Source organism: Flexilinea flocculi (genome assembly GCF_001192795.1).
Lineage (GTDB): Bacteria > Chloroflexota > Anaerolineae > Anaerolineales > Anaerolineaceae > Flexilinea > Flexilinea flocculi.
Genome location: NZ_DF968181.1, coordinates 1016773 through 1033017 on the forward strand (window position 1 = coordinate 1016773; position 16245 = coordinate 1033017).

The window sequence follows — 16245 nt, forward strand, 5'->3', positions numbered from 1 at the left end:
CCGTGTTATTGTGTTATGATTATGCTAAGATTTCCAGATATAAGCAAACAAAATTTTTTATAATGCCAGGTTCGTTTTGGCTGGCATTTCACGAATAATACGTAGAAATTTGGTAAAACATTATTAAGAAGAGAGAAAGATTGTAGAAATTTCGCTTTTGTATAAAGTAAAAAACGAAATTTCTACAAATAGTCCTCCCCGTAATTCAAAAAATTGGCATTACATAACCAAAAAAGACAGATAGAAAAGTTGTATCCGGCTAAGAGTGAATTATGCATACAACGCGATTTATAGTGATAATTTGTCTATGGATTTTTTCTTTAACCATGGTCTGGCTATCGATTATTTCATTTAACAAATGGAAAATTTCAGGTAATTCTGCTATATATCTTTCTTTATGTATGTCATCGGTTTCAATTTACACACTGGGTTACGCGATGGAATTATCCAGTAATACGTTGGAAGGAATCATGTTTTGGGTGCGTTTTGAACATATCGGAATCCAGATGATAGCTCCGTTCCTGTTCTTATTTACATTACACCATACTTATAATGAAAAATTGATCCCTAAGAAACGGTTTCTGATTTTTATAATCCCAGTCATGAATATCATTTTTGCGATGACTTTGGGAAAACAGAATATTTTACATGCGAATCCCTATTTCGTCTGGGTTGGACAATTCCCAATTTTTCATTATCATCAAACGATCTGGATGAAATTGGCATTAGTCTATCTGTATTTGTTATTGATTGGCAGCGCATTCCTGATCATCCGGATGATGTTTGGATCAACACCGGTTTTACGACGACAATCGATCGTTTTTATGATTGCTATATTAATTCCATTCATATCAGGGCTCGTTTATAATTCGGGCAATTCCCCATATAATCTGGATTTGACACCTTTTTCTTTTTCAATCAGTTCTTTGCTGATGTCCTATGGTTTTCTGAAATTGAATATTTTGACGATTGTGCCAATGGCGCGCAACTTAATTTTTGAGGGGATGCGAGATGGCGTACTTGTATTAAATGGGGATGGAACGATTATTGATTTGAATTCTCAGATAATTGAGATATTTCCAACACTGAAAAAGAAGACGATTATCGGAAAATCTGCAATCAGTACGTTTGAAGATAATCCCCAAATGAAATTAATCCTTGGGAATATAAATCAGGACAATACAGAAATTTCTGTTGTTCGAGAAAAGGAAACTGAGTATTATCAAGTCAGAAAAAGTATCTTAAAAAACTCGAAAGATGAGTCAGTTGGCGTAATTATTAAATTCACAATCTATACTGAAGTAAAAAATTTGCATAAAGCATTAGAAGAACTTGCTGACACCGATGAATTAACCGGAATCTGCAACCGCAGTTCTTTTTTACAAAATGCCGAAAAGGAAATATTACGAATAAAACGATACGGCGGTAATTTTTCGCTGATTATTTTCGATCTGGATCATTTTAAAAAGATAAACGACCAGTTTGGACATGTTAACGGAGATATCGTTTTAAGAAGAGTCGTAAACGAATGTCAGAAAACTTTACGGAAAAACGACTTTTTTGGCCGATTCGGCGGTGAAGAATTTATTTTCCTGCTGCCAGAAACCAATCTTAAAAACGGATATTTTATGGCTGAGAGAATACGAAAGGCAATCGAAAAAATTAATTTTTGCGAAATTCAAACAGGATTACATGTTACGGCAAGTTTTGGAGTTGTCAGTAATGAAAACCAGATTTCGGAAAATTTGGAAGACATATTACGATCGGCAGATCTGGCATTATATCAAGCAAAAGAAGCTGGACGCAATTGTACCCGAATTTTTCAAGAAATGAATGGCATAGCAGCAATTCGAAATTTGGATTAACCTTTTGAATGCGGAATGATTATTTATAAGCCATCAAGTTTCAGGTTAGGCGTAAAAAAGATGGATTATAAAAAAAATCGACCGATATTTCAAATTATTGTAGAATTGGTTCAGAAAGGCATTTTTTTATAATGCGGCTCTTTGTGATATTTATTCTTATCATATCGTCAATAATTCTGGCTTTTTTTGCGGCGATTACGCATTCTCGCAGAAAAGTCAGCGGAAATTCTGCAAATTTTCTATCAGGTTGCCTGTTGGCGTTGACTATTTACAGCCTTGGATATGCATTGGAATTATCCAGCAATTCATTACCTCAGATGATGTTTTGGGTTCGATTTGAGCACATCGGAATTCAATTGGCAGCTCCATTCTGGTTTCTTTTCTCTCTTCATCAAACTGGAAATGGAAAATGGATCACAAAAAGAAGAATTGCTCTTTTATATATCATTCCAGTTCTGTCAATTATTGCGGCACAAACCTTGGGCAGCTTGAATCTTCTGCATAAGAATCCGAGGTTTTCCTGGATAGGTCCATTCCCCATATTTTTCTATGACTTAACAATATTCATGATTCTTTCGATTGCTTATCTCAGTTTACTCTTGCTCTTCAGTTCTTTATTATTTACAAAGTTGATTGTAAATACATCAGCAGAACTGCGGCGGCAGTCTATGCTGATTTGGGCAAGTTCCTTTATCCCATGGATCAGTGGCTTGATGTATGTCTTCAAATTATCCCCGATGCATCTGGATTTAACCCCTTTTGGATGCATCGCCACTGCACTGATTGTTTCTATCGGATTGTTCAAAAAGAACATGCTGACGCTGGTTCCATTAGCACGTGATGTGATTTTTGACGGAATGCGGGATGGAGTACTCGTCCTGAACAAACTGGGAATGATCATCGATTTTAACCGTCAACTTAGAAAAATTTTTCCTAATCTGAATAATCAATCGATTGGAAAAATGGCTTTGGATGAGTTTTCTCAACAGACAATGATGCAGGAGATAATAAAAAATTCAGCAAAGAATCAGAATGAGATCACAGTCCTTGAGAGCGAAAATTCTGAATTTTATCGAGTTAAAAAAACCAATCTGAATGATCAAAATCATCATTCAGTCGGAGAAATTATTACTTTTTATCATTATACAGAAGAGAAAAAGCTATTAGACAAGCTGCAAATCTTAGCCTCCCATGATAACCTGACTGGCGTTTTCAATCGCCATCATTTTTTCTGGCTTGTGGAGCAGGAGATAGCCCGCTATGAGCGTTATGGCGGAAACTTCTCGTTGATGATCTTTGATCTGGATTCGTTTAAGGAAGTAAACGATGTATACGGTCACCTGGCAGGGGATATTGTCCTGAAAAAGGTTGCATCAACCTGTCTCGAAGAACTCCGAAAAATCGATTCAGTCGGTCGGTTCGGCGGAGAAGAATTTGTAATATTAATGCCTGAGACAGATCTGGAGAAAGGGAAGCAGCTTGCAGAACGTCTTCGGAGGCTTCTCGAAAACTTAACCTATGTGGGATTACCGGATGATGTTCGGGTAACAGCAAGTTTCGGATTAGTCAGTAGTAACAATCAGGAGGCGATTTCGCTTGAAAAATTACTTCGTGAAGCAGATTCTGCACTGTATCGGGCGAAGAAAACAGGCAAAAACCGGATTTGTGTTTTTGAACAGGCCGATGCGAATCGATGATTTCTAAATCGGAATACTGATATTTTGCATTTTACTGAAGAAATTTGATATGATTAGATTGTTCGTTTCTTCCCACACGGTAAGAGATTCCTTATTCTGTTAATATCTGTAATTTTTTTTCTAAGATGAAAAATCGACCATAGTTCTATGTTATAATGATTGTTTGGCTCGATTGCTTTTTGGGTCAAAAAAGTATGAAACTTATGTTTTGCGCATGGGATCAAATCCTTTATGCGCTTGAATGCATCGATTGAGTGTAACAGCATAAAGAATCGGGAGGAATTTTCGTGGAAACCAAAGGTTTAGTTGCATTAGGTATCAGTTTGGCTTCACCGGAGACAATCAGAAGTTGGTCTCATGGTGAGGTATTAAAACCCGAAACGATAAACTATCGCCGTTTACGACCTGAAAAAGACGGATTGTTTTGTGAAGCAATTTTCGGTCCGACACGCGACTGGCAATGCTATTGTGGAAAATATAAAAATCCCCGTTATAAGGGAATTATTTGTGATAAATGCGGCGTTGAAGTAACTCGCTCGGCAGTACGCCGTGAACGATTAGGTCATATTGAATTGGCCACCCCGATTGCGCACATTTGGTATACCCGCCGGATTCCATCTTACCTTGGACTTCTTCTGGATATTTCCAGAAGAAATCTGGATCGCGTTCTTTACTTTGCGCAGTATATTGTGACATATGTCGATGAGGATGCCCGTCAGAAGGCATTAAGCCGCCTTGAAGATGAAATTTCTGGAACCGAAAAAGAATTTGCGCAAGAAATCAACCAGAAAATTTTAGCCGTTAAAGCCGGCAGAGACAAAAAGATTGCTCAAATTCAGGAGCAGCGGAATGCGCTGATGGAAAATGCCGAGGAGCAGATCACACAGAAGTTAGATCCTGTCATGAAAGAAGGACAACGGCTGGAAGCAGATCTGCAAGAGAAAATTGGTCAGACTCTGAAGGCAGATGTCTATTTCAATTCGGCGAATATTAAGATTGCCGCTGCAGGAGAGTCTGTCGGAAATCAGCATATTTCTAAAATCCAGAAAGCAGTTAAAGAGAAACTGGAAACGATTGAAAGTGATTTTAAAGGCCAGCTCCAACGTGATATTGAACGGCTGGATATGGATAAACAGCAGGTGAGAGCTGAAGCGGAAGAGCAAATGGAAGCGCTTCGCAACCAGCTTGCTGATCAATCCACTGAATCACAGAGCCAGAATTCGAAACTTCGAGATGAACTGCAGGATCTCCAGCCTTTCACCTTTCTGAGTGAATCCTCCTACCGTGAATTGAAGTCACGCTGGGGACAGGTATTTCGCGCCGATATGGGTGCGGAAGCTTTTTATGATATCTTAAAACGACTCGATCTGGATCAATTATCTTCCGATTTATGGAATGAAGTTAAAACGACCAAGAGCAAACAGAAACGGAAAAAAGCGACTTCCCGTTTGAAAGTGGTGGAATCTTTCCGTGCTTCCAAGAATCATCCGGAATGGATGATCCTGACAGTGCTGCCCGTTATTCCTCCGGATTTGCGGCCTATGGTGCAATTGGATGGGGGACGTTTTGCCACATCCGATCTGAATGACCTGTACCGGCGTGTGATCAACCGTAACAACCGTCTGAAGAGGCTTTTAGAATTGGGTGCCCCGGATGTGATTGTTCGTAATGAAAAACGTATGCTGCAGGAAGCGGTTGATTCACTGATCGACAATTCTCAGCGTGGTAAAGCGCTTTCACGCCGCGGACGCCGCGAATTGAAATCATTAAGCGATATGCTGAAAGGCAAGAAAGGTCGTTTCCGCAGAAATCTTCTGGGTAAACGTGTTGACTACTCTGGTCGTTCGGTGATCGTTGTTGGCGCAAAATTAAAGTTATATCAATGTGGTCTGCCGAAAACAATGGCGCTGGAGCTTTTCCATCCGTTCCTCGTTTCACGACTGGTAGAAAAAGGCTATGCTACCAACGTCAAAGGAGCCAATCGGATTATTGAACGCAATCGTCCGGAAGTGTGGGAAGTGCTTGCAGATGTGATTGGCGAACGTCCGGTTTTATTGAACCGTGCTCCAACCTTGCACCGTCTTGGAATTCAGGCTTTTGAACCGGTACTGATTGAAGGAAATGCAATTCAACTTCATCCATTGGTTTGTACAGCTTTCAACGCGGATTTTGACGGCGACCAGATGGCTGTACATGTTCCGCTATCTGAAAAAGCAGTGGAAGAAGCAAGAACTTTAATGCTCGCATCCAAGAATCTTCTCAAACCGGCAGATGGTGAACCGATTATCAGTCCTTCCAAAGATATGGTGTTGGGTGTGTTCTACTTGACTATGGATATGGATGGCGACCATAAGGGCGACGGAAGAGCATTTTATTCCATCGACGAGGTTCAGTATTCCTATGATATGGGTCTGGTTGATCTGCATGCAAAGATAAAATTCCAGGTTGAAACATATTATGACACTGACGGAAAACGATTGCCGCAGCCTGAAATGCGATTGGTAGACACTACCGTAGGCCGCGTAATCTTCAATAATATTCTTCCTCCAGAGATGCGCTTTAAGAATGTCATCCTGGATAAGGGAGCGATCAAAGACTTAATATCTGAAGTCTATCAAGTCTGTGACCAGGAAGTCACAACTGAAGTTGCCGATTCCATCAAGGATATCGGATTTGAATTTTCCATGCGATCCGGTGCAACAATTGCCGTTTCGGATATCACGATCCCGGAAACAAAGAACACCATGCTGGCGGATGCTGATAACGAAGTAGATCAAATTAACCGACAGTGGCGGCGTGGTCTATTAACCGAACAGGAACGTAATGACCGTACAATCGATGTCTGGCAGGATACTACGGCAAAAATTGCAAAAGAAGTTCGCAACAATATGGATCCACAGGGAAATATGGCAGTGATGGCAAATTCCGGCGCGACCAAAGGTGGTTTCGGCCCGATTGCACAGCTTGCCGGTATGCGCGGTTTGATGGCAGACCCATCTGGCCGTATTATCCGGCTGCCGATTAAATCGAACTTCCGTGAAGGTCTCGATGCGTTGGAATACTTCATTTCGACACATGGAGCCCGTAAAGGTCTGGCTGATACGGCGCTGCGAACAGCTGATGCCGGTTATCTGACCCGTCGTCTGGTTGATGTGGCACAAGATTTGATTATCAACGATGAAGATTGCGGCACTGAAGACGGTATTTGGATTCGCCGTGCGGATGACGTAGCCAAACAGGCGTATTCAGAACGTGTATTCGGACGTTTGACCGCAGAGCGTGTTGTCGATCCTGTCACGGGCGAGATTATTGCTGAGAAGGGTGCTATTGTTGATCATGCCCTTGCCAAGAAAATCAATGCTTCCAATGTTCAGGAATTAAAAGTTCGCTCTCCAATGACCTGTGAATTGAAACATGGAATCTGTGCCAAATGCTATGGTCTGGATTTAGGTCGCGGCAAGATGGTTGAACTCGGACAGGCAGTCGGCACTGTTGCGGCACAATCCATCGGTGAACCGGGAACGCAGCTGACATTGCGTACCTTCCATTCTGGTGGTGTTGCACAAGGTGGCGACATTACCACTGGTCTGCCCCGTGTTGAAGAGCTCTTTGAAGCCCGCCGCACACCCAAGGGTGAAGCAGTCATTACACAGCTTGAAGGAACAGCGAAAATCATCCAGTCTGACAAGTATTCCGATTTGCGGACAATCCGTGTTGACCACAGTGAATTGGTTTCGGATGTTTATGAAATTCCTGAAGGCTGGACCAGGAAAGTTACCGACGAACAGTCGGTAAATCTGGGCGATGTGCTTGCAGAAAATGGCGAGACTACCATTACGGCTGCTCATACAGGACAAATCAGAATTGAAGAAAACAAAATAATCGTTACCTATGAAAAGCAGGAAAGCGAAGAATATGATATCCCGACGACAGCACGCCTGATCATTAAAGATAACCAACATGTGACCGTTGGTCAGCCATTAACCGAAGGATCTCTCAATCCGCATACTGTGCTGAAACTGAACGGACGTGATGCATGCCAGATGTACATTCTGACCGAGATTCAACGGGTTTATCGAGCTCAAGGACAGAATATCAACGACAAGCATTTTGAAGTCATCATTCGAAAACTTCTCGGCAAAGTTCAGGTAACACGATCCGGCGATTCCCCGTATCTGCCGATGGATATCGTAGACCGGCTGCGTTTCCGTGAGATGAATCAAAAGTTGGAAGCAGAAGGTAAGACTCCGGCCAAAGCTGTTGAAGTTTTACTGGGTGTTACTAAAGCTTCATTGAGCACCGATTCCTGGCTTTCCGCTTCATCTTTCCAGCATACTATCAAAGTGCTGGCAAGCGCTGCCATTGCAGGAACGAAAGACCCGCTGTTTGGGCTCAAAGAAAACGTCATTATCGGCAAATTGATTCCGGCTGGAACGGGTTTTATCCCAGGACGTTTTGCTTTTGAAGACGAAATTGATCAGAGCACGATTATTTCGAATCTGCCGTCCGAATAAATAAAATATTTTGGAGATAAAAAATCGCACATTTCATTGTGCGATTTTTTTTAATAAGACATTATCAAAAAAACTTATATTTCGACTCACTGCTATACCTATTTATGAGAAAAGGTAGAAATTCAGCTGCTCTTCTCACAACGACAGATTGCCATTAAAGCCTCATATGAATGACATTTGTCATTGTTATTACACCGTAAGGGCATGGCAATCTCCCTACCCCATTAAGAGAACATTGTCATATAAAACGAGATTGCCTCGTCGGGCTGGCACCCTCCTCGCCCTTACTTTGGCAATAAGGCAATTCCGGCTTTCAGCGGTCCGACATTGAAAACTTTCGCAACCGTCTGACCAATGTCCGCAAAAGTCGAGCGCGTCCCGTAATTTGTGCCTGGTGTAACATCTTTTCCATACATGAGCAACGGAACATACTCTCGGGTATGATCGGTTCCTTTATGCGTCGGATCACAACCATGATCAGCCGTGATGAGCAGCAAATCAGACGGTTTCAGTTTGGGGAGAAACGTACCCAGCCAGTGATCAAACTCAGACAATCCCGCTGCATAGGCTGCTGCATCTCGCCGGTGACCATATTTCATATCAAAATCTACCAGATTGACGAAAATCAAGCCATTTTCAAATTTTTCCATACATGCTTCTGTCTGCTGCATCCCGTCCAAATTGGATTGGGTATGCACGGCAAATGTAATGCCCTGTCCGGCAAAGATATCCTCAATTTTTCCAACAGCTGCGACAGAATGACCGGCAGCTTTCAGCAAATCCAGTACTGTTGTATCCGGCTTTAGTGAAAAATCACGTCGGTTAGCAGTCCGTACATACGTACCGGAAGTTCCGACAAAGGGACGTGCAATAACGCGGGCGACGCCATTTTCACCTGTCAGCATATCTCTGGCAATCTGGCACATGTGATAGAGTTCCATTAGCGGGATGACTGTTTCATGCGCAGCAATTTGAAAGACACTATCTGCGGATGTGTAAATGATTGGTTTCCCGGTAGCGACATGCTCATCTCCCAATTCTGCAATGATCGCTGTTCCGGATGCAGGTTTGTTTCCGAGCGTCCCACGTCCGATGCGGGCTTCAAATTCCTGTATAATCTCTGGACCAAATCCATTGGGATATGTCGGCAGCGGTTTTGTCGTCTGAATTCCGGCCATTTCCCAATGTCCGATTGTAGTATCCTTTCCAGCGGAAAACTCCGCCATTCTGGCAAAAGCTCCGCTTGGATTTGCAACCGGTTGATAACCGACCATTCCATCAATGTTTCCTAAACCGATCGATTCCATAACCGGTAATGAAAATCCGGGGATAGCCTGCGCAATGTGTCCGAGCGTGTTCGGTTCTTCGTCGCCAAACGCATGTGAATCTGGCATGGGTCCCATACCGACACTGTCCAATACAATCCAAATAACGCGATTTGTGATCACAGAATTTTTCCCTTCTTTGATAAATCTTCCTCTCTCTATTTGAAAGGTTGCTCTACACTTCGAAATTCTGATAATTCGAAACAATAACAAACCATATAAATCAATCGAGAAAGCAGGTGACGTGTTGGTTTTGCGATTTACCCAGTACCAACACATCAACAAATGATCCTCTCCATATTTCGAATCGCTGTCGCTGTGTTCTGCAAAGCAGCAGAAAAGTTGATTATGATTATAATCATCGATTCTTTTTTTTGCAGTTTGATCACAACGGGTGCAATAAATCGAAATATTGACTTACTTTTCGAATCTAACGAGAAAAACTTGTTGTTTTGATTTATTACACTGCACACAAAAACTATACAAAAACAAAAATCATTTTCCTGTTTGAAATTACTGAGATGACATTGGATGAATATTGCTGGCGAAAAAATAATGCTATAATCCTCATTTCGGAATTATGGAAAGACGGACTGATTCCAACGGACATAAAAATCGGAGGAAATCTAAATGAATAAACAAGAGACAAAACCAATCGACATCGAACACGAAATGCAGCAATCCTATTTGGATTATGCTATGAGTGTGATCATTTCTCGCGCAATACCGGACGCACGCGATGGATTAAAACCGGTACAGCGCAGAATTCTCTACGCCATGTACGATATGGGAATCCGTCCAGATTCTGATTATAAGAAATCAGCCAGAATTGTTGGTGAGGTTTTGGGAAAATATCATCCACACGGCGATACGGCTGTCTATGATGCCATGGCGAGGCTGGCACAGGATTTTACCATTCGTTATCCGCTGGTTGATGGTCAGGGGAATTTCGGCAGTGTTGATGGTGATTCTCCTGCTGCGATGCGTTATACCGAGGCGAAACTTGATAAATTTTCGATGGAGATGCTGGAGCATATCGATCAGAATACAGTTGATTTTTCCCGCAACTTTGATGACACACTGAGCGAACCGGTTGTGCTGCCGTCAATTATCCCCAATCTGCTGGTTAATGGCGCCAGCGGTATAGCTGTGGGTATGGCGACCAATATTCCCCCGCATAATCTTGGCGAAGTGATTGACGCAATCATCTACATTCTCCATCAATGGGATGAATACAGCGAAATTGGCGTGGATGATTTGATGAAATTTGTCAAAGGGCCGGATTTTCCAACAGGTGGCATTATTGTTTTGGAGGACGCGCGCAATGAGCTCGTTTCTGCTTATGCCACCGGACGTGGAAGGCTGATGGTTCGTGGGCGGGTACATCTGGAAGATATGGGCAAAGGACGCTCCCGTCTCATCATTACGGAAATACCGTATCAGGTCAATAAAAGCGGACTGATTGAACGGATAGCTCAATTGGTACGGGATAATGTCATTGAGGGAATATCGGATCTGCGGGATGAATCCGACCGTCAGGGTATGCGAATTGTCATCGAAATTGCGAAAACCGGAGAACCTGAGAAAATTCTGCGCAAATTATACAAACATACTCCGCTTCAGACGACGTTTGGAATTATTTTACTGGCGCTGGTGGATAACAGTCCGCGTGTTTTAAATCTGAAGCAAGCATTAAAAGTTTTTATTGATCATCAATTAGAAGTAATCCGTCGAAAAGTAACTTTCGAGCTTGAAAAAGCGGAGCGTCGTGCACATATTTTGGCAGGACTGTTGATTGCCATTCAGCATTTGGATGAAATTATTAGCATCATTCGCAATGCCGATGACGAAAAACAGGCACGATCGGAAATCATACAGAAATTTCAACTGGATGAAGAACAGGCACAGGCGATTTTGGATATGCCGTTGAAACGTCTGACACATTTAGAGAATTCAAAACTGCAAGAAGAATATACTGAACTGGAAAAGTCGATTACCGAAATGAAGGATTTACTGGCTTCTCCGGAGCGTATGCGAGAGATGTTAGAAAAAGAGCTTCTGGATGTCAGGAAAAAATTTTCGGATCCACGCCGTACACAAATCGCAGTGTTGGGTGAAGGCATATCTTCAAAAGAGCTACTGACTGCTAACACGCTGGTGGAAGCAGATGAAGTCTTTGTGGGATTGACGCCAGATGGAAAGATTGGACGCTGCGAGGCTGCAAAAGCTGCTGAGAAAGATTTTGCCATTCCGCCCTGGATAGTTCGCAGCGATACACAAAAAACGGTGTATATTGTCTCCGATACAGGCAAAGCTTTTGGTATTTACGTTGAGACGCTGCCTAAGGTGGATGCTTTTGCAGACGGCATCGATTTCGGATCGATCTCAGGCTGGAGCAGCGAAGAAAAAATCAGCGCCATCTTCACGCTTTCGGCAAATGAAAAAAACGGGGATGAATCAGCTGTTATCACCATAACAGAAAATGCAATCCTGAAGAAAACATCTACTGCGGAGCTACCGTTTGCTTCGACGCAATCTTTTACACTATGCAAGGTTAATCCGGGAGATCGTCTGCTGACGGTTCTTGTCAGTGAAGAAAATTCCAGTAATATAATGCTGGTCAGCCGGAAAGGTATGGCGATTCGTTTTGATCAGACGGACCTGCGCCCGATGGGACTGATCGCCACCGGAGTCAACGGGATGAAACTGAAGGAAGATGATCGACTTGCTGCAGCGCTCCTGGTCACTGAAACGGATTATTGCTGTTTTGTATCCAGCAGCTGGGGATTGGGGAAAATTGCGGTCAATGAATTTCCGAAACAAGGACGCTACGGACAGGGAGTCATTGCGATACGGATGGCGGATGATGATTCCATCGCTGGAGCGGTTAAACTGGAATCCGGAAAAACATTGCTTTTGCTCCATTATGGAAAGGGAAAGACTCGTCCGATCCGCCTGACAACGGTAAAACAGATCAAGCGTGCCAGACAACTCGAATCAACCATCAAGATGGTCAATCAGAATGTGATGGGACTCTCATTAGTGTTACTTGAAAAGGCAGAGAAAGGAACAGAACCTGACGAGGAGCCAGAAACGGCTACCAAAGTGAAGAAGCATAAAGATAATGATCTTGAGGATGCTGTGGTTCCACCGGCTCCTTCAAATACAGACCGGGAGGATGCGAATTCGATCGGTGGCCAGTCTTCCGATCCGGAGCAATATTCACTCTTCTGAGTAATCTCTTGATGATGAAGCTGGCGGCTCAGATCGCTCGGCACAATGTCATAAAGAAATATGCCGAGAGATTGACATTTTCGTCATTCGGGTATATGATTATGGAAGTTGATGCGGGGTAGAGCAGTGGCAGCTCGTCGGGCTCATAACCCGGAGGTCATACGTTCGAATCGTGTCCCCGCTACTGAGAGAGAACCAGAGTCCGTCGGGCTCTGGTTTTTCGTTAGCCTGGCGCACAGCGGTAGACATTTTTCCAAAAATGGAGGAATTTCTTATGAACCGCAGTTCGCCGGGTACGTCAAAATCCAAAGTTTCACTTTCCTTAGCCAAAGCCATCGACGGCTTCCTAAAATTTAAAACAGCAGAGGGATTAAGCCAACGCACAATTACCTCCTATGAGTTCACTCTTGGTCATTGGTTGAAATACATCGGAGATCGAGAGGTATCGGATATTCAATCTTCCGACCTGACCGGCTACTTGGCCTGGTTGAGAACCGAATATAAACCGAGACGGTGGAACGGAAGCTCCGAGCCGCTGTCCGCCAAATCGATCCGAAATGTGTGGGTAACGTTTCGATCCTTTTTCGGATGGCTGCAAATTGAATTTAAGTTCCCCAATCCTGCAAAAGAAATCACAGCACCCAAGTTTCAAAAACATCCTGTTGAAACATTTTCCAAAGAAGACGTTGAAAAAATCCTGAAGGCGTGTGTCTATTCCCGCGAATCGCAGACTGAGGAAAGGAAGAAGTTTGTAATGCGCCGGCCGAGTTCCAACCGCGACCAGGCGATTGTATTGATGTTGCTGGACACTGGATTGCGAGCAACTGAGTTGTGTTCTTTGATCATCAACGATGTGGATCTCAAGACCGGAAAGGTCACCATTCGTCACGGAGTGGCAGGTGGAGCAAAAGGCGGTAAAGGACGCACGGTGTACCTGGGTAAGGTTGCGCGAAAAGCGGTTTGGCGTTATCTTGCCAGCCGAGAAGATGGGGACGATCCCGACGCCCCCCTCTTCATCAGCCATGCGGATCGAGCTTTCAACAAGGACAGCTTGCGTGTCTTGATCAACCGGTTGGGAGACCGGGCAGAAATCAAGAAAGCATATCCGCATAAATTCAGGCATACCTTCGCCATCACCTATCTTCGCTCTGGAGGAGATGTTTTTACCCTCCAATCGCTTCTGGGTCATGGATCGCTTGATATGGTACGCCATTATGCCCAGATAGCCGAAGTAGATGTGGAACAAGCGCATCGTAAAGCCAGTCCAGCCGATAACATGCGTCTGTAACCAAGAAATCTTCATTGAGCCAATTTTCCTGCGATAAACATCAATGCCTTTTTCTGGCTTTCTCTATCAAGATTATTAAGGAAGACCTCAAGCTCATCACCCGGCGTGGACGTCGCCTTCCCTGACAGCCCGGCAATACGCTCTTGAACATCAGAAGAAAGCATAGGAGCGTAAGTGCTGTCAGTGATCTCGATACTCTCGTGCATCAGGTTCATGGAAACCGCTTTGTAATCCGCCATAGTCTGGGCATGAAGTAACCCGTAGACGGCGTGTCCATGCCGGAATTTGTGTGGTGATTTGAAATCAAGGTTTGCTATGGAAAACAACAACTCCAGGCGTTTTTGAAGCGCCTGAGAACGTGTCTTTCCAGGTTCATCCTGGGAAAGAAACTGATCTCCCCAGGAATGCGCGATCGGTGCATACCAGTGACTTGAACCTGGAAGTGACTTTCGAACAATAGCATCCCACTGGCGGACTGGCGCAAGAATATCCGGAATGTTCAATAGGAAAGTAGTCGCCTTCTTTCCATTCTTGGTATGAACGCCCAGTTCTGGCCATTGGCGAAGTCTGAGATTATCAAGATCAACAGCTTCTATTGGTAATGTAGTAAAAGCGCTGGCACGCATGCCTGAAAGGAAGAGCATGGCAGCAGCTGCCTTGTCGCGTAATAAGGCCAGGTTATTTTCGGGTACAGGGGTATTGATTAATTTTTGTACCTCATCCAGAGAAACAAAAACATTCTCCGAAGATAACTGCGGTTGGCGAGGTCGGCGCAAAGTATCAATCCACGAAATAGGAAGATTGTTCATTTCACGAGGATATGTAACCTTCGCCCAACGGAAAAAGCGTTTACTTGAGTCAATGATCTTCTTTTGGGATGCGCTGGCCAGGGTTCCTTTTCCCTCCTTACCTGGTAATGAAGCCAGATAGGACGGTAGGGTCGGGCGAATCGTCTGCGCCTGGCGGAAATTCTGATCGTCCGCCCAAAGCAGTAGATGACGCAAATAGAATCGATAGCGTTCAACGGAGGCTTGGTTCAACTGCAGAACTTCCTCGAGGTACTTGAGATGTTCTTTGACTTTAAGATAGTTCTGGCGTTCGATCACGATGGGCTCCACGATTAATAACGGCTCCACAGTTTGCACATGTGCCCTTGATTAGGACAAGGTTTCCCTTGATTGGTTGAATCTGAGGAGAAAGTAATTTGGATGCCTGGTTACAACGCAAACAATAGGCTTCATCTTCGGTTAGCTTTTTAGCTGCTTTTGGCTTGCGTTGGTTGTTGACCCATCTGGCAAACTCTTCCCCGTTGATCCAGATCCTGTTACGGTTGTCTCTTTGGTGGGGAACATCTATCTGCAACCAATCCCGCAATGTGCTTTCAGCAATATCCAGTTCCTCGCAAATTTCACGCGGGGTATACAACATCGGCAATAACCCTGGTGCTTTGATGATGACATTATGCGGTAATTTTGTCCGGTGAATTCTTACTTCCATCCAACGATACTCCTAAAAAATAGTGTTTTGTACTTTATCCATGCACCAGCAGATCATCCGACCCAAAATCGTTGACGGGATTTCCAAAGGATTGTTTGATCCGAAGGATATCTTCTGGGATTACGCCGGCATCCTGATTTTCGCCTAAGCCCATGCGAATTTTTCCGATTGAGTCAGTCAATTGGTTGGCCAGTTTATTAGCGCGTTTGGCTTCGCGTCGAACGGTGTTCCAATCGCCAGTTGATTTTGGTGACGGTATCTCAGTCACATCGCTTGCCATCTGTGCAAACTCATCTTCATTTGTCATTACCCTGTTTGCCATGCAGCGAGCTTCAAATCGTCTCAAACTGCTGTGAATCTCGTCTACTTGATCTTCAATATCAAGGGTTTCCAATTGTTCAAGCGGTAAATCCGAAAGCTGAGATACATACCCGAATAAGCGGGTTAAGTCATCTTGAATAGTTTCAAGCTGCGAGACAAGCCTGGTATTCTGCATTTTGACTGAATTTGTCAGTAAGCATGTGTTCATTAGCAATCCTTTCCAAAAGAGTTACGAGTAGGATAACACCCAGGCTGGGCTACCTCAATCTATTAATTTCGATAGGGTTAAGCACCCTGATACCTATCGAAATTGATATATAGATTTTTCCTTCTTCTACTTGCACAATAAGATAATCTCGCCTATAATTTTACTGAACAAATGTTCTAAAATAAGCCCTCAAATTTTCTACTGTTACCTCACTTGCGCATACGACTCTAGAATGACCAACTCCCACCTATACAATCAACTACAAGGTCCTCTCTGGATAGATGCATGCTTGTTCA

At 43.6% G+C, this 16245-nt stretch carries 9 protein-coding genes and 1 tRNA gene; 6 read left to right on the forward strand and 4 right to left on the reverse strand.

Annotation, left to right across the window (positions count from 1 at the left end):
• Window positions 1–272 precede the first annotated feature (272 nt).
• The 3 genes from ATC1_RS09280 (at window position 273) to rpoC (ending at window position 8076) form a co-directional block, all read left to right on the forward strand.
• Window positions 273–1865 carry a histidine kinase N-terminal 7TM domain-containing diguanylate cyclase gene (locus ATC1_RS09280; RefSeq protein ID WP_062280852.1) on the forward strand — a complete coding sequence of 531 codons (1593 nt, stop codon included), beginning with the start codon at window positions 273–275 and terminating at the stop codon, window positions 1863–1865.
• Between the two features lie 143 nt (window positions 1866–2008).
• Window positions 2009–3562, forward strand: coding sequence for a histidine kinase N-terminal 7TM domain-containing diguanylate cyclase (locus ATC1_RS09285; protein WP_172667747.1), 1554 nt, complete (start codon window positions 2009–2011; stop codon window positions 3560–3562).
• Window positions 3563–3903: 341 nt separating this feature from the next.
• Entirely contained in the window at window positions 3904–8076 is a 4173-nt protein-coding gene (gene rpoC, locus ATC1_RS09290; protein WP_456236407.1) for a DNA-directed RNA polymerase subunit beta', read from the forward strand.
• Window positions 8077–8360: 284 nt separating this feature from the next.
• On the opposite strand, the gene ATC1_RS09295 is transcribed toward rpoC, so the two are convergent.
• Window positions 8361–9521, reverse strand: coding sequence for a phosphopentomutase (locus tag ATC1_RS09295; RefSeq protein ID WP_152024339.1), 1161 nt, complete (start codon window positions 9519–9521; stop codon window positions 8361–8363).
• 510 nt (window positions 9522–10031) lie between these two features.
• On the opposite strand from ATC1_RS09295, the gene gyrA reads away from it, so the two are divergent.
• The 3 genes from gyrA (at window position 10032) to ATC1_RS09315 (ending at window position 13923) form a co-directional block, all read left to right on the forward strand.
• Complete coding sequence (gene gyrA, locus ATC1_RS09305) at window positions 10032–12635, forward strand: DNA topoisomerase (ATP-hydrolyzing) subunit A (RefSeq protein ID WP_062280862.1); 2604 nt, start codon at window positions 10032–10034, stop codon at window positions 12633–12635.
• A 112-nt stretch (window positions 12636–12747) separates the two neighbouring features.
• Window positions 12748–12819 (forward strand) — tRNA-Met (locus ATC1_RS09310).
• A 90-nt stretch (window positions 12820–12909) separates the two neighbouring features.
• Entirely contained in the window at window positions 12910–13923 is a 1014-nt protein-coding gene (locus ATC1_RS09315; protein WP_062280865.1) for a tyrosine-type recombinase/integrase, read from the forward strand.
• 11 nt (window positions 13924–13934) lie between these two features.
• Here ATC1_RS09315 and ATC1_RS09320 read toward each other — a convergent pair whose 3' ends face one another.
• From ATC1_RS09320 to ATC1_RS09330, 3 genes are read right to left on the reverse strand one after another with little or no spacing between them, the layout of a single operon-like run.
• Window positions 13935–15029 (reverse strand): tyrosine-type recombinase/integrase, encoded by a 1095-nt coding sequence (locus ATC1_RS09320; RefSeq protein ID WP_062280867.1) that lies wholly within the window; start codon window positions 15027–15029, stop codon window positions 13935–13937.
• Window positions 15004–15420, reverse strand: a complete 417-nt coding sequence (locus ATC1_RS09325) for a helix-turn-helix domain-containing protein (protein WP_062280870.1) — start codon at window positions 15418–15420, stop codon at window positions 15004–15006. The genes ATC1_RS09320 and ATC1_RS09325 overlap by 26 nt, the downstream gene beginning before the upstream one ends.
• A 34-nt stretch (window positions 15421–15454) precedes the next feature.
• Complete coding sequence (locus ATC1_RS09330; protein WP_062280873.1) at window positions 15455–15949, reverse strand: hypothetical protein; 495 nt, start codon at window positions 15947–15949, stop codon at window positions 15455–15457.
• Window positions 15950–16245 lie beyond the last annotated feature (296 nt).

Bases quoted from the DNA above. Each gene is read 5' to 3' on its own strand.
- ATC1_RS09280 (WP_062280852.1), top strand. From the start codon at position 273: ATGCATACAACGCGATTTATAGTGATAATTTGTCTATGGATTTTTTCT.
- gyrA (WP_062280862.1), top strand. From the start codon at position 10,032: ATGAATAAACAAGAGACAAAACCAATCGACATCGAACACGAAATGCAG.
- ATC1_RS09330 (WP_062280873.1), bottom strand. From the start codon at position 15,949: ATGAACACATGCTTACTGACAAATTCAGTCAAAATGCAGAATACCAGG.
- ATC1_RS09315 (WP_062280865.1), top strand. From the start codon at position 12,910: ATGAACCGCAGTTCGCCGGGTACGTCAAAATCCAAAGTTTCACTTTCC.
- ATC1_RS09325 (WP_062280870.1), bottom strand. From the start codon at position 15,420: ATGGAAGTAAGAATTCACCGGACAAAATTACCGCATAATGTCATCATC.